This is a genomic window from Pseudomonas sp. EL_65y_Pfl2_R96, assembly GCF_963970905.1.
Classification (GTDB): domain Bacteria; phylum Pseudomonadota; class Gammaproteobacteria; order Pseudomonadales; family Pseudomonadaceae; genus Aquipseudomonas.
Genome location: NZ_CAXAQH010000018.1, coordinates 1 through 17,673 on the forward strand (window position 1 = coordinate 1; position 17,673 = coordinate 17,673).

A 17,673-nucleotide genomic window follows, 5' to 3' on the forward strand; every position below is an offset into this window, starting at 1 on the left:
CTGCCGTCGGTTCCATGGCCATCGCTTACTGCTTTTCCCAATGCGGCATCTACTGTCCGCGCTCAGGCGGGCTATCCGCCTACACCGAAGAGGCGCACGCAAAATCAGGGTTCTTCCTCTGCTCGTATCTGTACTTCCTTTCGCTGGCTATCGCCAACGTGGCGGTCGCCATCTCCGCAGTGGGGTACATGACATCGTTCGTACCCTGGCTGGGGAGTGGCGCCATTCCGCTGTTCATCGGAACGGTCGGCTTGCTCTGGTTAACCACCGTGGCCAACTTTGGTGGCCCCAGCATCACGGGCAAGATCGGTGCGATTACCGTCTGGGGTGTGATCATCCCGGTGGCCGGCTTGAGCATCATCGGTTGGTTCTGGTTCAAGCCTGATGTGCTGGCTGCCGCCTGGAACCCGAACAACCTGCCCATCTCCGAAGCCATCAGCAAGGCGATTCCCCTGACCCTGTGGGCATTCCTCGGCATGGAGTCGGCCGCGCAAGCCTCCGATGCCGTGGAAGATCCCAAACGCACCGTGCCGCTGGCCTGCCTGCTCGGCACGCTGGGTGCGGCCGTGGTCTATGTGCTGTCGACGACGGTTATTCAGGGCATCATACCCAATGCCGAACTGGCCAATTCATCGGCCCCTTTCGCGCTCGTCTATGCGCACATGTTCAACCCTACAGTCGGCAACATCATCATGGCGCTGGCGGTGATGGCCTGTGTTGGTTCGCTGCTGGGCTGGCAGTTCACCCTGGCGCAAACGGCCAAGATGACGGCTGACCAGGGAATGTTCCCAAAACTGTTCAGCAAGGTCAGCGCGCTGGATGCGCCCATTGTCGGCATGCTCGTCTGCGGTGTATTGCAGACCTTGATGGCGCTGTCGACCATTTCGCCCAATGCCAGCGCCCAGTTCGGAAAGCTCGTCAGCCTGGCGGCAGTGACCAACCTGATCCCCTACGTGACGGCGGCCACCGGCTTGCTGGTCATGATGTACAAAGCCAACGTCAGTGCAAGCATATACACCCGCAACACGTCATTGTTACTGGTTGCCGTGGCCTATTCCTTATACGCCCTGTATGCCTGCGGCAAAGACGCCGTGTTCGGCGGCACCCTCGTCCTTGCATTCGGCTACCTGCTCTATGGCTTCCTCGCCAAGCGTTTTGTCGGTGAGACTCAAACCGTTCAGACCAGGGCCGGCAATCCTTAGCCGTTGTCTTCAGGACTGCACAGACATCTGAATTCGGGGAACCAGGATATGAACGTAAAACTGACCAAAGCCAACAACCTGCTGCTCGCCAGCCTGCTCACGCTGGTACCTGTATTGGCCGATGCCAATACCCTTGAACGCGTGCGGGCGAGTAACACCTTCACCCTCGGCTATCTGCCAGGCTATGCACCTTTTAGCTCCCAGGCGGGCGATAAAGTCAGCGGTTATGCCATTGATCTTTGTCTGAAAATCGCCGACAAGGTCAAGACCGAACTGGGTTTGCCCGGGTTGCAAATACGCTACCAGCCCGTCACCAACACCGATCAGGCGTATGCCGTCAGCTCGGGCAAGGTCGACATACTCTGTACACCGACACTGCCCACACTGGAGCGGCGCAAGACTGTGAGCTACTCGGTGCCGATCTACACGGCCGGCCTGTCGGCAGTGGTGCGTAAGGACGCACCAGAAGCGTTGCTCAATGTACTTAACGGAAAAGTTGCCTATACCGGGCCGACTTGGCGAGCGACCATCAACCATGGGCTGTCCAACCAAACCTATGCCGCTACCGCTGGCGAAATCACCGAGGACTGGATCCGTGAGAAGATGAAATTACTCGGTGTGGTGGCGACCCTGGTCACGGTCGAGAACGCTGACGCAGGCCTTAAACTGCTTGACGAAGGCAAAGCCGATGTCTTTTTCGCTGAACGCATAATGCTCCAGAATCGCCTCAGCACACAGTACTTCGCAGGAAATCTGGTTCTACTGGAGCGTATTTTTGAGTACGCACCGACTGCAATGACGGTGGATCGAGACGACGAAAATTTCCGTTTGCTGGTCGACACCACGCTGAGTGAAATGTACCGATCAGGCGAGATTGAGCAGGCATACGACAACCACCTGGGAGGCGTCGGCGACACGGCCAAGAAACTGTTCAAGGTCTATGCGCTACCTTAGATATCGGGCTCGGTAAGACAAAATTTGCTAGCCCGCGTCATCGTGGCCAAGTTCGCACTGGCTATCGTGCGGGCAGGCAGCGTGGCCTTTTAACGGCTTGGAAAAAGAAAAACAAAACATTGGCATGCTCTTAATTTTTGCCCTCATCAGACTACTTAATAGTCACAAAGCACCTCAGCCCTCCGGCGACTCTTAATTCATACGCATCGGGCATGAATGATTACTTTTTCAAGCAAAGGTTTATTGGGTAAGACTTGCAACTATCAAGACTGGCAAGGTCTATGACAAAAAAGTAAGCATGAAATAGAAACTTGGTGATTTGTTTGCCGCAAAAGGCCCGCCACGATGGTTTTTATTGAACAGATAAAAGCATGACAGACGCGGACTTTCTGGAGATGCCCTCCCCCCTTGGAGTTTTCTTGATGTGCGCCGCCTCCTTGACCCCGCGTCATCACCAGAAAATGGACGGCCTGCGACGTGCTGAGCTCGCTCTGCCTAGTGCGATTGCCACTGCGGGAACGTCATATAATTGTTTTAATTTAACAAGCAAAGCGTAATAACGCTTAGCTATTGGCATTGAATTAAGGTCATTTTTATTTATAGCTAATCACTATATGGAGGCGGACAAACCCTCTGTTTTTCCGCTAATTACAAATAAGATCGCGACACCCAGAAAGCAGAAATAAATACTTGCCAAAACAAGAAAGTAAACTAGCGTTTAAATACCGCTTTAACAGTGCATTTTTTATTGAAGGTGGGTAAGTGTAGTTAGCAATAAAACGTTGCCATGCTATTGATCTAAGGCAGTTGATTGAACAGTTAACGAACTTAACCTGTTTTTTTGCCCTGCATTGGAGTCATGCAATGTCTGAATCCACCGAAAAATCGAAACTCGGCGCACTGGTTGCTTGGGTGGGCGGTTCGATGATCGGTTCCCCCCGGCTGTATGTGCCCGGCGCGATCCTGTTCGCCAAGGCCAGGCTTGAAGTCATCAAACCGGTTTCACCAACGTCGAGAAGCTTATTTTCGCCGCCGTTGTCGCGGGCGCTCCGGTGGCTGCCTACAGACGGCAGGACGGCTTCCTGACCCTTTAACCACCGAATAATTTGTCATCTGGAGGAACACGGCAATGACCAAGGAGAAAGTTAAGTACGGCGTCCATTCCGAAGCCGGCAAGCTGCGCAAAGTCATGGTTTGTTCCCCCGGCCTGGCTCATCAGCGGCTGACCCCGAACAACTGCGACGAACTGCTGTTCGATGATGTGCTGTGGGTCGCCCAGGCCAAACGCGACCATTTCGATTTCGTTACCAAGTTGCGCGAACGCAACGTCGACGTGCTGGAAATGCACAACCTGTTGACCGATATCGTCGCGATTCCAGAAGCGCTGGACTGGATTCTGGAGCGCAAGATCACCGCCAACTCGGTCGGCCTTGGGCTGGTCAACGAAACCGGTTCCTGGCTGCGCAGCCTGGAGCCGCGCAAGATTGCCGAATTCCTCATTGGCGGCGTCTCCGCCGATGACCTGCCGGACAGTTTCGGCGGCAAGACCATTCAGATGTTCCGCGAATTTCTCGGTCATTCCAGCTTCATTCTGCCGCCGCTGCCCAACACCCAGTTCACCCGCGACACTACCTGCTGGATCTACGGCGGCGTGACGCTCAACCCGATGTACTGGCCGGCACGCCGTCAGGAAACCCTGCTGACCACCGCCATCTACAAATTCCACCCGCAGTTCACCAGCACCGACTTCCAGATCTGGTACGGCGACCCGGATCAGGAACACGGCAGCGCCACCCTTGAGGGCGGCGACGTGATGCCGATCGGCAACGGCGTGGTGTTGATCGGCATGGGCGAACGCACGTCCCGCCAGGCCATCGGACAATTAGCGGTCAACCTGTTCAAGAACAAAGCGGTGGAACGCGTGATCGTCGCCGGCATGCCGAAATCCCGCGCGGCGATGCACCTGGACACCGTATTCAGCTTCTGCGACCGCGACCTGGTCACGATCTTCCCCGAAGTGGTGAAGCAGATCGTCGCCTTCAGCCTGCGCCCTGACGACAGCAAACCGGGCGGCGTCGACGTCCGCCGCGAAGAAACCAGCTTCCTCGACACCGTAGCCCAGGCCCTTAACCTACCCGCCCTGCGTGTCGTCGAAACCGGCGGCAACAGCTTCGCCGCCGAACGCGAGCAATGGGACGACGGCAACAATGTGGTGGCCGTGGAGCCGGGCGTGGTCATCGGTTACGACCGCAATACCTACACCAACACCCTGCTGCGCAAGGCCGGCATAGAAGTCATCACCATCACCGCTGGCGAACTCGGTCGCGGGCGTGGCGGTGGCCACTGCATGACCTGCCCGATCATTCGCGACCCTATCGACTATTAATTTGCCCACCTCGGCCCACTTATCGAGTGCGGCCGAGGGGACAACCGAAATCAAAGGAGATCGAAAATGGCTTTCAACATTCACAACCGCAATCTGCTGAGCCTGGAACACCATACCCCTCGCGAATTGCGTTACCTGTTGGACCTCTCCCGCGACCTCAAACGCGCCAAATACACCGGCACCGAGCAGCAGCACCTCAAAGGCAACAACATCGCGCTGATCTTCGAAAAAACCTCTACCCGTACCCGTTGCGCCTTCGAAGTCGCCGCCCATGACCAGGGTGCCCACGTCACCTACATCGACCCGAGCTCTTCGCAGATCGGTCACAAGGAAAGCATGAAGGACACCGCTCGCGTGCTGGGACGGATGTTCGACGCCATCGAGTACCGGGGTTTTAAGCAGGAAATTGTCGAAGAGCTGGCCAAGTTTGCCGGCGTGCCGGTGTTCAACGGTCTGACCGATGAATACCACCCGACGCAAATGATCGCCGACGTGCTGACCATGCGTGAACACAGCGACAAACCGATCCACGAAATCAGCTACGCCTACCTCGGCGATGCGCGTAACAACATGGGCAATTCGCTGCTGCTGATCGGCGCCAAACTGGGCATGGACGTGCGCATCGCTGCGCCAAAAGCCCTCTGGCCGGCAGATGACCTGGTGGCCCGTTGTAAAAAATATGCAGAGGAAAGCGGCGCGCGCCTCACCCTCACTGAAGACCCGAAAGCTGCGGTCAAAGGTGTGGACTTCATCCACACCGACGTCTGGGTATCGATGGGGGAACCCGTGGGCGCCTGGGGCGAGCGTATCAAGCAATTGCTGCCGTACCAGGTCAACGCCGACCTGATGAAAGCCACCGGCAACCCGCGCACCAGGTTCATGCACTGCCTGCCGGCCTTTCACAACAGCGACACCAAGGTCGGCAAAGAGATTGCCGAGCAATACCCGAACCTGAGCAACGGCATCGAAGTGACCGACGACGTGTTCGAGTCGCCCGCCTGCATCGCCTTCGAGCAAGCGGAAAACCGCATGCACACCATCAAGGCGATTCTGGTGTCGACCCTGGCTGATCTCTAAGGATCGATCCGGTTCCTCCTGCAGGAACAAAGTCCCACATTGACCGAGTTCCAACCGGGGCCAAATCGCCCGCAACCTCTGCTGAGAAGGACTGCATTATGCGTATCGTCGTTGCTTTGGGCGGTAACGCCCTGCTCCGCCGGGGTGAACCCATGACCGCGGACAACCAGCGTACCAACATCCGGACCGCTACCGAACAGATCGCCAAGGTCCATCCCGGCAACCAACTGGTGATCGCTCACGGCAATGGTCCGCAGGTCGGCCTGCTGTCGCTGCAAGCGGCGGCCTACACCTCAGTCAGCCCTTATCCGCTGGACGTGCTGGGCGCTGAAACCGAAGGCATGATCGGCTACATCATTGAACAGGAACTGGGCAACCTGCTGGACTTCGAAGTTCCGTTCGCCACCCTGCTGACCCAAGTCGAAGTCGACCCCAACGACCCGGCGTTCCAGAAGCCCAGCAAACCCATCGGCCCCGTCTATACCAAGGCTGAAGCGGAGAAACTCGCCGCCGAGAAAGGCTGGGCCATCGCCCCGGACGGCGACAAGTTTCGTCGTGTGGTCGCCAGCCCGAAACCCAAACGCATCTTCGAAATCCGCCCGATCAAGTGGCTGCTGGACAAAGGCAGCATCGTGATTTGCGCCGGCGGTGGCGGCATCCCGACGATGTACGACGCCAGCGGCAAATTGCAAGGCGTGGAAGCGGTGATCGACAAGGACCTGTGCTCGGCGCTGCTGGCCGAACAGCTTGAAAGCGATCTATTGGTGATCGCCACCGACGTCAACGCGGCGTTCATCGATTTTGGCAAACCGACCCAGAAAGCCATCGCCCAGGCGCACCCGGATGAAATGGAAAAACTCGGTTTCGCGGCTGGCTCCATGGGGCCAAAGGTCCAGGCGGCCTGCGAGTTCGCCCGCCATACTGGAAAAGTAGCGGTAATCGGCTCACTCCAGGACATCGAAGCGATCGTCCAGGGCAAGGCCGGCACTCGTATCAGTACGGAGAAACCCGGCATCCTCTACCTATAAAGACACGGCGGGCAGATATAACGTCTGCCCCCTTTCCACTGCCTTCGAAGGAGAAAACGCCAATGGCCACGTTCGAACCCGGTCACCTGCACATCGAGCGTCATGCGCTGAACAAGGATGATGTCAGCTACGACGTGTATATCGACTATGAAGTCAGCCAGGACCCTAAGGAAGGCAAAGGGATGCTGTTCACCATGCATGGCAGCATCCAGGACAAGGCGCTGAACGAACCGTTCTTCCTGCCCAAGGATCAGGCCTACAACTTCGCCAGCAATGTGACGAAAATTGCCGAGAAGTACGGCATTCCCAAGGCGTACAGCAACATCGGCTCGATTCACAAGCACTACGATTTGATGTTCGAAGATGTGCGAGTACAGATGAACAGGAAGTCGGGGGACCCGGTCAATCCCGAACACTTCGAATAAACCGGATTCTCTGTTTGACCAACCTGCCTGATCACATGGGGGTGCAATGCACATTCCATTATTTTACGCGGTGTCAGCTGCCCTGTTTTTGAGCGGATCTTCCTGTCTGGCGCAGTCATTGGATGCGACCCCAACCGCGACAGTAAAAGCTGGCAATACAGCGCCCGTCACGACGCCGAACAAAGATGTCGTGTTTACCCAAGAGCAGCTGGATCAAGTGCTGGCTCCCATTGCGCTTTACCCGGACCCGCTGCTGGCCCAGGTACTGATGGCCACCACGTACCCCGGAGAAGTCGCCGAGGCGGTAACTTGGTCTAAAGCACACCCGGACGCCAAGGGCGATGATGCAGTCAAACAAGTGGCGAGCCAGCCCTGGGATCCGAGCGTGCAGTCGCTGGTCGCCTTCCCACAAGTTCTGGCAATGCTGGGACAGGATCCCGTCTGGGTGCAACGCCTGGGTGACGCCTTCCTGGCGCAGCCTGACGATGTCATGGTGGGCGTGCAACGTTTGCGTCATCAGGCGCAAGCAGCTGGCAACCTGCAGAGCAATCAATATCAGAACGTGACGGTTCAGCCTGTCGCGGCACCGGCCTCTGCCGGCAGCACCTCCACTGTCATCATTCAGCCCTCTGATCCGCAGGTGGTTTACGTACCCAGTTATAACCCGACAACAACCTACGGCACCTGGCCCTATCCGGCGTCGCCTCCCGCGTACTATCCACCGCCGCCAGCCTATTACCCAGGTTCAGCATTGATGGCTGGGCTGGCGTTTGGTACCGGTGTGGCTATCATCGGCTCGTTGTGGGGTGAAAGTAACTGGGGCGGTAACGATGTCGACATCAACGTCGAACGCTACAACAACATCAATCGCAATAATCAGATCACCAATAATCAGAACAAGTGGCAGCACAACGCCGCTCATCGCGATGGCGTTCCCTATCGAGACAGCAGGAGCCGCGAACAGTACGGCCGACAACTGGACGGCGCCAATCAGCGTGAGGCCTATCGAGGGGACAATGCTCAGCGAGCCCAGGCCCGTGAAAAAGCCCGTGGTTCAATGGACAAGCACGGTATCGAACGACCTGCCACCAGCAACCGCGAAGCCCGTGATTCAGCGCGCAATGCCCAGTCCGGTATCTCGGCTGGCAATCGAGCAGGTACAGACAGACCGAAGTCGTCTGACAGGAGCCAGAACACTGCCAGAAACACTCGGGAGAGTCAGCAGCCCAGAAAACAGAGCACTCAGGTGAATCAGCGCGCACAGAGCAACACGCAGGCACGCCAAACAACGAAAAGACAGCCATCCGCCAGTCCAGGCAGTGCTCGCAACAATGCATTCGCCGGCGCGCGTTCACCGTCCCAGGTCAACGCACAAGCCAGTCGTGGCCGGGCCAGCCAGGCATCCGCCCAGCGCCCCAGCGCCTCGCGACCAGCCAGCCATCAGGTCAGTCGGCCGTCCAATCCACCTGCGCGTCAAAGGGGGGGCCGTCGTTGAAAAACAATCCTCGAGTGAAGGCACTCATGGGCTTGCTCCCCTATGTCCTGGCGATAGTTGCCGGCCTGGCGTGGTCGTGCATTGTTACGGCACAGCAGGCATTTACAACGCCCGAAAAGGCCGCTCAAGCGTTCGTCGAAGCACTGGGCACGGAACATGTCGATCAGGCACGCCTGACAGAGCTGCTGGGTCATGAATGGCGCAGTTTCATTCCGCGTAATGGCGTGCAGCGCAGTGATGTGGATGCGTTTTTGAAGCAATACCGCGAGCAACACGCCATTGAAAAAACCAACGACCGCAAGGCGATCCTTTCGGTCGGCAGTGATCATTGGATACTGCCCATACCCATGATAAAAAGCGCAAACGGTTGGCACTTCGACATCAAGGCCGGTAGCGCTGAAGTCCGTGCGCGTCGAATTGGCCGCAATGAACTCGCCGCATTGCAATCGGTGCTGACCTATCATGATGCCCAGATGGACTATGCGTCAGTGGATCGTGATGGCGATGGCGCACTCGAGTACGCGCAGAATCTCTTCAGCACCCCCGGCAAGCACGATGGACTCTATTGGGCAGACGACGATAGCGGTCAGATCAGCCCGTTAGGTCCCTCGTTCGGCAATACCATTGCCGGCGAAGACTGGCATGGTTACCACTTCCGCATCCTCGATGGCCAAGGTCCTTCGGCACCTGGTGGCGCCTACAGCTACTACATCGGTGACCAGATGAGCCGAGGCTTTGCACTGGTCGCCTGGCCGGCAAAATACGATGACACCGGGGTGATGAGTTTTATGATCAGTCATGAAGGACAGGTGTTCGAAAAAGACTTGGGACCCAATAGTGAAAAATTGGCTCAGTCGATGAAGCGCTTTGATCCAGATGACAGTTGGAAGATGGTCACTGCTGATCAGGAGTAGCGAGGCTTGCCCACGCCGGGATGAAGTCGTTGCTCCCCTCATGCAGAAGCGATCCTTCTGCATGAGGGGTGATAGGTACGACAACGAATCCCGGTGTCATTTTCTTAAGCTATGGCAGCGGGTTTCTGATCTTTCTCCGCCCAATCTCAAAAAACCTGCTGACGCATTACTTTCAGTTACTTGATGAAAGCTTGCAAATCACTGGTCAGCTTGTCGATCGCCACTTTGAAATCCTTGGTGGTGACTTTCTGGCTGGTGTTTTCCAGTGTGCTGCCAAAGACCTTGCGCACGACTTTGGCCACGGTCTGGTTGCTGCTGGCGTCGACAAACTCCGCCTCAATGAACAGAGTGGTCTCCTGATCACGATGACCACTGGCAGCGGAAACACCTCCCACGACGGCGGCGATCGGAACCACTTCATACCACTTCATGCCTTCGTTTTCGGCATTCACCCCGGTGATCGCCGCGCGCATGATCAAGGTCTTTGAACCGGCAGGTGCTGATTTTGCGCTCGACACAACCCGATATTTCTGGCCCAGAACGCCTTTGGCCTTGCTGGTCATGTAGTTCTGCAACTCGTCCAGGGTTTGCCGGTTAACCCGCTCGTTCGGCTTGGGCGCCGGGTAGAGCTCCAGCTTGTTGAAGGCCACGGTGTTATAGGCATTTGGATTCCAGGACGGGCTCACCCACCGCATGGCTTTTTCGCCGCTGGTGGTGGTGACCTCTTGCAAGTTGTTGTAGTTGGACAGGAAGCCGGAATACTGCTCACGCTCGGTGACTTTCGAGGTGCAACCGCCCAGTAGCAGGCTGGCCAGTGCAGCGCCAATAAACAGTTTTCGGGACAAGTTCATAGTGGTGTGTGCTCCATGGTTTAAGTCATTTTTTCGGTTGCAGGGCGTCAGAAGCGCCAGGTCATGTTTCCGGTCAAATGGCTTGAATCCAGGCATTATCGAACTGACCGGAAGTTCGTGTGCCTGATGTGGGTTTGCTCTGCCCCAACGGCATATCGCCGAGCCAGACCATGCTCCAGCTGACATTGATCGATGACCTTGTTCAGAGCATAGGTGGCTCTGGCCGCAATGCGCCAAAACTTGCATCATGCGCTTGTAGTTTGACCAAAAGCTTCGCTTTAAATGTGAACACTCAGGCTAAAATCGCCAGATTTCCAAGGTGGCCCGCAGACCTCCAGAGCTGCGATTCTCCAATCGGATCTGTCCCCCCAAGCGGGCCGCGATGGCCTGCACGATGGTCAGTCCCAGCCCTGCCCCCCGATCATTTTTGCGGCTATAGAAACGCTCGAAAAGACGATCGTGCTCAGGTGGCGCGGGGAGCGAACTTGGTGGCGCAATAACTGGCATAACCGGGATAGCCGATCGAGCCATAGGTCGACCCGACGTTCACCACCATCGCGCTCTCGGCTTGCTTGAGCAGTGGCAGCAAGGTTTTGGTCAGGCAGATCGGCGCGCTGATGTTCACCGCCAGCATCGCGTTGATATCACTGTCATCCAGCTGTTCGAGCATGGCGAAGTGATTGATCCCGGCGGCATTGATCAGCAGATTGATACCGCCAGTGGCTTCGGCGGCGGCCAATACTTTGTGCCGCTCGGTGAGCAAGGTCAGGTCGGTGCTGAGCCAGCACAGTTGTTGTGGGTAGCGTTCGAGCAAGGGTTGCAACGGTTCCCGATGCCGAGCCACCGCCAATACCTGGGCCCCGCTGGCGCACAGCGCAGTTGCGATCGCCAGGCCGATGCCGCCGCTGGCACCGGTCAATACCACTCGAGCGTCAGACAGGCGCATGCACGTTCTCCCCGTCACGCGGCAAACCGCGGAACATGTCGGTGTACAGCGTGTACACCACCTTGGAGGCGTGAATCACTGCGCTCTGGTCGGCGGGATCATCGAAAATGGCTCGCGAGCTGGACATCAGTGTCCGGACGGTGGAAACCCATCGCCTGAGCATCCGCCGCAAGCTCAACATCGACAAACCCGCCGCCCTCGTAAAATACGCGATCGATCACGGGATCATTTCTGCCCCCTGATCCTGGGTCAGCTTTTCAAATAATTGCGAATGCTCGGGAAACGATTCGCCGAGCTTGCGCCGGGTCCCCAACTCCATATCCGCGTAATCAAACCCCGGTGATACGGCTTCACTGATCAAGCCGTAGCCCGCCGAGCCATCCATCAGTTGCGAAGCCTTCCAGACGCCGCCCGGCACATGCAGCTGCAAGCACTGCCCCGCAATAACATCACTGCCCATCACCACGGTTTTCAATGTGCCGTCCGGGGAAATCAGGCTGTACTGAATCGGGTCGCCCAGATGGTAGTAATGCACGATGTCGGATTGATTCAGGTGAAAGTGGCCAATCGGCGAATCCCTGGTCAACAGGTAATAGATGGAGGTCAGCAAGTAACGCCGACCGCCCTCGGTTTCAACCATGGCGCGGTGATCCGCCTGAAAGGTTCTGCGGTAGAAACCACCTTCCATGTGGGGTTCCAGGTTGAGTGCGGCAACGACTGCCAGAGCATCAGGCCTGTGTGTATCGAGTCCCTCTTTTGTCATTGCGCAGATGCTCCCGGTGGTGTTTTACGATTCACACTGTACTGGTATTCACGACACGCGCCGTGCGGATAAACAAGGCACGGACCTTCTCCCAAAAATTCCCGCCCAATACGAAAAAGCTGCCGATCAACATGGCATCGCCCAACGCCTGGGCTTGCCAGAGGTTCGGTCTCAGCCCAGGCCAAAGCGTGTCTACGTAAGGTTCGAGAAACGATGAGATCAGTGGCAGGCAAAACATCACCATGCCAATTCTATGGCGAAACGGGCCTACTTCCAGGTCGGCGGTCGGTGCAAGCGTGGAGACGTAACCAAACACGCTGCGTTTGAGTTGCTGAAAACCGGACTTGCCCATGACCGCAATGGCGAGGATCAACAGAATCTTGTTGCTGATAAACAGGATGCCTGTCAGTGCCGCGATCTTTGGGCCGGGCACATCCGCGGCTCGTCCAAGGGGCTGCTCATGGTCTTCGTACCCTTCTTTTTTGGCCCGAATGAATAGCTTTCAGAAGCGTAGCAGTTGGTCGGTGCCATGATCGTCCAATATGACCTTGTGTTTGTCCGGGCTGTACTAACCTAAGCGAACCGGTTCAAGCCCTAATGCCTCGCTCCTGCAGGGTTTGTGTAGCTCAAGCCTAATAGTCAGGGCATTTCAATACTTGGGGACGCTCGGATGAGGTTTTCCCGTGACCTACTTGTAGTGCAGCGATGCTGACGCGCTTGGGTCGGCTACTTCTGCTGGGCGTCCTCGGCCTTGGCGGTTGCGTGCGTCTGGGACCGGATTTTCAGGCCCCGGGCGAGGCGTGGACAAAACGCTGGAGCAGCCCTGCGCTCGAACAGGCCAGCCAAAGACGCCTCAATCCCGATGTTCGCCAGTGGTGGCAAGTGTTCGCCGACCCGGTCCTCGACGCGCTGATCGCCGAATCGGACGCGCACAATTCAAACCTGAAAATTGCCGGCCTTCGCGTCATGGAAGCCCGTGCCCAGTTGGGGATTGCCCAAAGCGGACGCTATCCGCAACTGCAACAGGCCAGCGCCGACAGCCTGTACTTCAACCGCCAGCAATCCGGCGGGAGTAACCCGCAAGACAGCCATTTCTGGCAGCACAGTGCGGGCTTTGACATCGGTTGGGAACTGGACTTCTGGGGGCGTTTCAGTCGAGCCATCGAGTCGTCCGATGCCAGCTACTTCGCGGCTCAAGCCAACTATGAAGATGTACTTGTCCTGCTGCGGGCTCAGGTGGCCGATACTTACTTCTCGTTGCGCACCACCGAAGCGCGTTTACGCGTTGCGCGAGAAAACGCCGAACAGCAAAAACGCAACTTCGAGATCACCGAGAAACTCTTCAACAGCGGCCAGAGTGCCGAACTCGACTTGCAACAAGCCAAGACCCAGTACCTGGGCACCTTGAGCAGCATTCCGGACCTTGAGGCGCAAGTACTGCGCACCCGCAACGCGTTGGCCGTGCTGATCGGCCGGCCACCCAGCGCCCTGCCCCAATTGCTCGAAAACACAGGGTTGATCCCGCTGGTTGACCGAGCCGTGCTGCAAGACGTGCCGGCCAGCCTGTTGTTGCGTCGACCGGACGTGCGCGCTGCCGAACTCAATGTCGCCGCCCAGTCGGCACTGATCGGTGTGGCTGAAACCGACTTCTATCCGTCGCTGACCTTGTTGGGCAGTATCGTCTGGACGACCGATTCGCTGAAAGGTAGCTCCAACAGCTTGGACCTGATCGGCGGTCCCAGTTTGCGCTGGAACCTGTTTGACCACGGCCAGATCAGCAACAATGTGCGAGTGCAGGATGCGCGGTTGCAGCAGCTGATCGAGGTTTACCGCGACAAAGTCCGCCAGGCCGCACGGGAAGCCGATGACGCCGCCAGCGGCCTGACCAAATCACTGGAACGCGAGCGCATCCTGCGGGAAGCGCAGGTCGCCGCCAAGCGTTCGCTGAGCCTGGCCAGCACCCAATACCGGGAAGGCTACTCGGACTTCCAGCGCGTACTGGATGCTCAACGCGCCCTGCTCGAGCAGCAGGACAATTACCTGCTCAGCCGCAGCAATGCCGTGAGCAACCTGATTGCCCTGTACAAAGCCTTGGGCGGTGGGTGGTACAGCGCACGGCCGATAATCGATCCAGGCACTCGCCAGCAAATGGAACAACGCACGGACTGGGGCAACCTGCTGAGTGAGCCGGCCCCTTCGCAAGCCTCCTATCCCGAGCCAGAAGGTCAAAGCCAATGACTGAACCCTCGCCGCCCGTCACTGAGGCGCCCTCTCCCAAGGCTCCCGAGCCTGCCGCCGATTCCGCAAAAAAAGGCATCACATGGGTGATGCTGCTGATCGTATTAAGCCTGGCCTGGTACTTGTTGGCTGACCGTTTCACACCGTATACGCAACAGGCTCGCGTGGGTGCCTTTGTCATTCCGGTGGCCGCCGAAGTCGCTGGCCGGGTGACCCGTGTGAATGTGCGCAACAACCAGGACGTCAAGGCGGGTGAAGTCCTGTTCGAGGTGGACCCGCAGCCGTACCAAATTGCCGTCGACCGTGCACGCGCGGACCTCGAATCGACACGCCGCCAGATCGGTGCCAGCACCGCCGGTATTGCTTCGGCTCAAGCCAATTTACGCGCCGCCCAGGCCAATGAACTCAAGGCACGGCAGGACAATAAGCGTCTTGAAGGCTTGTACCGCGAAGATCCCGGCACCATTTCCGTGCGCCTGCTCGAAGTCTCTCGGGCCACCCGTGAACAGGCCGTCAGTCAGGTCGCCGCGGCCCGTGCCGAAGTTCAGCGGGCACGGGAACAGGAAGGCGGCAGCGAGGAAGACAACGCGCTGTTGCGCAGCGCCGCCACGGCATTGTCAAAAGCCGAGCTGGACTTGTCCAACACGCAGATACACGCACGGTCGGCGGGACTGATCACCGATCTGCGCACCGATGTCGGACAGTTCGCCGCTGCCGGCGGCCCGGTCATGACCCTGATTGCCATCCACGATGTATGGATCAGCGCGGACATGACCGAAAACAACCTCGGCCTGGTCGAGGTCGACACCCCCGTTTCGATTGTTCTGGATGCCCTGCCGGGGAAGATTTTCGAGGGCCGTGTGCGCAGTGTCGGCTACGGTGTCAGCGTCGGTCAGCCCACTTCGCCCGGCAGCCTCCCCAGTGTGCAGAACAGCCGCGACTGGCTGCGTCCGGCCCAACGTTTTCCGGTGATCATCGAGTTTACCGAGGACTCCATGAACACGTTGCGTAACAGCCGCGCCATCCGTTCCATCCGTGCTGGTGGGCAGGCTGAAGTGATGGCGTTCCCAACCCAAGACAACCCGCTGAACCTGCTTGGGCGTTTGTTTGTGGGGCTAATGAGCTGGCTGAGCTATGCCTATTAAGAGCGTGCCTGCCAAGCGCACGCCCAGGGTTCAGCGCGCGCTACGTCTGGCCACAGGCACGGCGTTGTGCCTGGCGGCCAGCTTCGGCCTGGGTTTGCCGATCCCGTTTCTCGCGCCGGTGCTCGCCGTGTTGCTGTTGGCCACGCTCAATCGGCCTCTGCCGTTCAAGGCCGGATTGATGCTCGCACTGATCGCTATGTTGACCACTGGCGTCGGCCTGTTGTTGATTCCTGTCCTGCGTTATTACCCGGTCAGCGGTGTGCTGCTGATTGGCGCAAGTCTGTTCCTGGCCTTCCTTTTTGGTTTGCGCGGCGGTAGCAACCTGGTCGTCACTTTCCTGGTGATTGGCCTGACCATGATCTCCTCAGCCGGCGTTGCCGATTTCGACTTGGCGATGATGGTCATCGGCGCACTGGTCAAGGGTTTGCTCCTCGCCGTCATGGTATCGGCTTTAAGTCACTGGCTATTTCCCGAACCGGTCGATGCCCCGCCGCCACCCGCCGCCGCTACCCTGCCGGCCGCAGACGTCGGCCGGTTGGCGTTGCGTGCAACCCTGATTGTGCTACCGACATTCCTCTTGGTGCTGATCGACCCGGCCAGTTATCTACCCATCATTCTCAAGGCTGTCAGTCTCGGTCAGCAGAGTTCGACAATGACCGCCCGCAATGCCGGTCGTGAACTGGTGGGTTCAACGTTGTTCGGTGGTCTGCTGGCAATCCTGTTCTGGTGTGCCCTCAGTCTGTTTGTTCACCTCTGGATGTTCTTTTTGTGGATGCTGCTGTTTGGCCTGCTACTGGCGCGCAAGCTGTATGCCTTGAGTCCCACGCGATTTAGCCCCGGGCTCTGGCTCAACAGCCTGATGACGATGATTATTCTATTGGGTCAGTCCGTTCAAGACAGTGCTGCGGGCAAGGACGTGTACACAGCCTTTGCCGTGCGCATGGGGCTATTCATCGCCGTAACGCTCTATGCCTGCCTGATGGTTCATCTACTCGATCAGCGGCAGCGCAATCCGGGCGTCACTGACACTCACGGGGTGACCTGATAACCCCGCCCTTGGAGGCAACCGGTATAGGCCGTTGAACTGGCTGCCGCGTTGGTCTGTTCCTGCGCCCGGCGCTCCTGACGCTGACGCGAGCCACCGACCACCGCGCCCGCCGCCGCGGTTTGCCCGGCACGGTTCTGGCGATAGTCCTGTTTCACATCGTCATTGGCCTGTTCGTAAAACTCATCATGCTGACGTCCTCGCACTTCGGCGCCCGCAGCGCCCGCGGCGGCACCCACCGCCGCACCGCGCAGGCGCCCGCCCGAAGAAGGTGGCGGACTTGAGGCGCTCTGACTGGCCGCAATATTGCGGCAATCGTTGATGTCCAGCTGGATTTGTTGCGAAGTCTGCCCTTTCAAGGGCGTGACCGTTTCGGCCTGAACCTGCGTATAGACCATCGACATTACGAAACACAAGCTGAAAGACGATAACCGACTCATGATGACCTCCGACAAGGTCCACTGTGTTTGCGGGCGAGCGTTTGGCTGGGAAGCTCCTGGAACAACGCTCGATAACTGCTGGAAAATCGCCCAAAATGCCAGAACGACCAATGCATCGCCACTTGCGCGACCATCGTATTGCTGGCCGTACGGCTGAGCAACTCACGGCGCGCACTGTTGAGCCGGCGCAAGCGTAACCAATGCGTGGGCGACATCCCGGTATACGCTTTGAACGCCTGCTGCAATTGGCGCAGCGAAACCCCGGCCAGCTGGGACAATTCCAGCAAATTGAGGGTTTCTTCCGGGGTATCGGCGGCCCATTCGGCGACGCGCTTCATGATCTTTCGCTCTTCGGCCCGGCGCTGCAAGCTGGCGTGATCAAGGCACACACAGGCGTTATCGAGGATGTACAAACAGTCCTCCAGTAACTGTTGGGTCAACGCCTCTTTGCTCGGCGGATCCAGCGTCTGCGCCAGCCGCGTCAACGTGCCGCTCAACCAGCGGCTGAAGAGCGCGTTGTTCATCTGCTCCTCGTAAATCTCCACGCCTTGCAAGTCCAGATAGCGCACCCGCCCGGCGAAATGCCTCGCAGACATCTGCTGATAGTGCTGCACCCAACCCGGTGTGGCGCGGATCTGCTCGGCCACGTCGGCGGTGTTGAAGGCTTGAACCTGTAACGGATTGCACGCTGTCATGGGAGTGACCTTACGCACTCGTTTGGTGCGTTTTGGTGCTGCTTAAAGTGGATAGATGGAACGCCACGG

Annotated in this window: 15 protein-coding genes and 7 pseudogenes; 13 read left to right on the forward strand and 9 right to left on the reverse strand. The window is 58.0% G+C overall.

Going from position 1 to position 17,673, the window contains the following annotated elements:
* The 9 genes and pseudogenes from potE to AACY49_RS18285 all read left to right on the forward strand — a co-directional run.
* Window positions 1–1,202: putrescine-ornithine antiporter (gene potE / locus AACY49_RS18245; protein WP_339525514.1), on the forward strand; the 1,202-nt coding region annotated here is incomplete at its 5' end.
* Between the two features lie 48 nt (window positions 1,203–1,250).
* Window positions 1,251–2,156 carry an amino acid ABC transporter substrate-binding protein gene (locus AACY49_RS18250; RefSeq protein ID WP_339525516.1) on the forward strand — a complete coding sequence of 302 codons (906 nt, stop codon included), beginning with the start codon at window positions 1,251–1,253 and terminating at the stop codon, window positions 2,154–2,156.
* A 933-nt stretch (window positions 2,157–3,089) separates the two neighbouring features.
* Window positions 3,090–3,250 (forward strand): annotated as a pseudogene (locus tag AACY49_RS18255) (arginine-ornithine antiporter); the annotation flags it as partial.
* A 35-nt stretch (window positions 3,251–3,285) separates the two neighbouring features.
* Window positions 3,286–4,542 (forward strand): arginine deiminase, encoded by a 1,257-nt coding sequence (gene arcA / locus AACY49_RS18260; protein WP_339525518.1) that lies wholly within the window; start codon window positions 3,286–3,288, stop codon window positions 4,540–4,542.
* A 66-nt stretch (window positions 4,543–4,608) separates the two neighbouring features.
* Window positions 4,609–5,619: an ornithine carbamoyltransferase gene (locus tag AACY49_RS18265; protein WP_339525520.1), complete on the forward strand. Its 1,011-nt coding sequence runs from the start codon at window positions 4,609–4,611 to the stop codon at window positions 5,617–5,619.
* Between the two features lie 98 nt (window positions 5,620–5,717).
* Window positions 5,718–6,647, forward strand: coding sequence for a carbamate kinase (arcC, locus tag AACY49_RS18270; protein ID WP_258700579.1), 930 nt, complete (start codon window positions 5,718–5,720; stop codon window positions 6,645–6,647).
* Window positions 6,648–6,709: 62 nt separating this feature from the next.
* Window positions 6,710–7,072, forward strand: a complete 363-nt coding sequence (locus AACY49_RS18275) for a DUF5064 family protein (protein WP_258700578.1) — start codon at window positions 6,710–6,712, stop codon at window positions 7,070–7,072.
* Between the two features lie 46 nt (window positions 7,073–7,118).
* Window positions 7,119–8,567 (forward strand): DUF3300 domain-containing protein, encoded by a 1,449-nt coding sequence (locus tag AACY49_RS18280; RefSeq protein ID WP_339525524.1) that lies wholly within the window; start codon window positions 7,119–7,121, stop codon window positions 8,565–8,567.
* 26 nt (window positions 8,568–8,593) lie between these two features.
* The gene (locus tag AACY49_RS18285) at window positions 8,594–9,481 is read left to right on the forward strand and encodes a DUF2950 domain-containing protein (protein WP_339525671.1); all 888 of its coding nucleotides are present in this window, start codon (window positions 8,594–8,596) and stop codon (window positions 9,479–9,481) included.
* Between the two features lie 176 nt (window positions 9,482–9,657).
* Here the strand turns inward: AACY49_RS18285 and AACY49_RS18290 are convergent, their stop codons facing one another.
* The 5 genes and pseudogenes from AACY49_RS18290 to AACY49_RS18310 form a co-directional block, all read right to left on the reverse strand.
* Entirely contained in the window at window positions 9,658–10,332 is a 675-nt protein-coding gene (locus AACY49_RS18290; protein WP_258700576.1) for a DUF3313 domain-containing protein, read from the reverse strand.
* 47 nt (window positions 10,333–10,379) lie between these two features.
* Window positions 10,380–10,568, reverse strand: a pseudogene (locus AACY49_RS18295) (transporter); the annotation flags it as partial.
* 61 nt (window positions 10,569–10,629) lie between these two features.
* Window positions 10,630–10,797, reverse strand: a pseudogene (locus AACY49_RS18300) (ATP-binding protein); the annotation flags it as partial.
* A gap of 7 nt (window positions 10,798–10,804) precedes the next feature.
* Window positions 10,805–11,278 (reverse strand): annotated as a pseudogene (locus AACY49_RS18305) (SDR family NAD(P)-dependent oxidoreductase); the annotation flags it as partial.
* Window positions 11,265–11,426, reverse strand: a pseudogene (locus AACY49_RS18310) (biliverdin-producing heme oxygenase); the annotation flags it as partial. The pseudogenes AACY49_RS18305 and AACY49_RS18310, both read right to left, overlap by 14 nt.
* Here AACY49_RS18310 and AACY49_RS18315 point away from each other — a divergent pair.
* Window positions 11,377–11,520: pseudogene (locus tag AACY49_RS18315) on the forward strand (LuxR C-terminal-related transcriptional regulator); the annotation flags it as partial. The pseudogenes AACY49_RS18310 and AACY49_RS18315 overlap by 50 nt on opposite strands.
* Here AACY49_RS18315 and AACY49_RS18320 read toward each other — a convergent pair.
* Window positions 11,496–12,041, reverse strand: coding sequence for a cupin domain-containing protein (locus AACY49_RS18320; protein WP_258700574.1), 546 nt, complete (start codon window positions 12,039–12,041; stop codon window positions 11,496–11,498). The pseudogene AACY49_RS18315 and the gene AACY49_RS18320 sit on opposite strands and share 25 nt — an antisense overlap.
* A 31-nt stretch (window positions 12,042–12,072) precedes the next feature.
* A pseudogene (locus tag AACY49_RS18325) lies at window positions 12,073–12,495 on the reverse strand (transporter suffix domain-containing protein); the annotation flags it as partial.
* A gap of 251 nt (window positions 12,496–12,746) precedes the next feature.
* Between AACY49_RS18325 and AACY49_RS18330 the strand changes: the two are divergent.
* Genes AACY49_RS18330 through AACY49_RS18340 form a run of 3 tightly spaced genes read left to right on the forward strand, consistent with a single transcriptional unit; the run spans window position 12,747 to window position 16,469 of the window.
* The gene (locus AACY49_RS18330; RefSeq protein WP_339525528.1) at window positions 12,747–14,279 is read left to right on the forward strand and encodes a TolC family protein; all 1,533 of its coding nucleotides are present in this window, start codon (window positions 12,747–12,749) and stop codon (window positions 14,277–14,279) included.
* Window positions 14,276–15,424 carry an HlyD family secretion protein gene (locus tag AACY49_RS18335; protein ID WP_339525530.1) on the forward strand — a complete coding sequence of 383 codons (1,149 nt, stop codon included), beginning with the start codon at window positions 14,276–14,278 and terminating at the stop codon, window positions 15,422–15,424. Before AACY49_RS18330 ends, AACY49_RS18335 begins: the two co-directional genes overlap by 4 nt.
* Window positions 15,414–16,469 carry a DUF2955 domain-containing protein gene (locus tag AACY49_RS18340; RefSeq protein ID WP_339525532.1) on the forward strand — a complete coding sequence of 352 codons (1,056 nt, stop codon included), beginning with the start codon at window positions 15,414–15,416 and terminating at the stop codon, window positions 16,467–16,469. The genes AACY49_RS18335 and AACY49_RS18340 overlap by 11 nt, the downstream gene beginning before the upstream one ends.
* Here the strand turns inward: AACY49_RS18340 and AACY49_RS18345 are convergent.
* Window positions 16,454–16,909 (reverse strand): hypothetical protein, encoded by a 456-nt coding sequence (locus tag AACY49_RS18345; protein WP_339525534.1) that lies wholly within the window; start codon window positions 16,907–16,909, stop codon window positions 16,454–16,456. The genes AACY49_RS18340 and AACY49_RS18345 overlap by 16 nt on opposite strands.
* Window positions 16,906–17,604, reverse strand: a complete 699-nt coding sequence (locus AACY49_RS18350; RefSeq protein ID WP_339525536.1) for a helix-turn-helix domain-containing protein — start codon at window positions 17,602–17,604, stop codon at window positions 16,906–16,908. The genes AACY49_RS18345 and AACY49_RS18350 overlap by 4 nt, the downstream gene beginning before the upstream one ends.
* Window positions 17,605–17,673 lie beyond the last annotated feature (69 nt).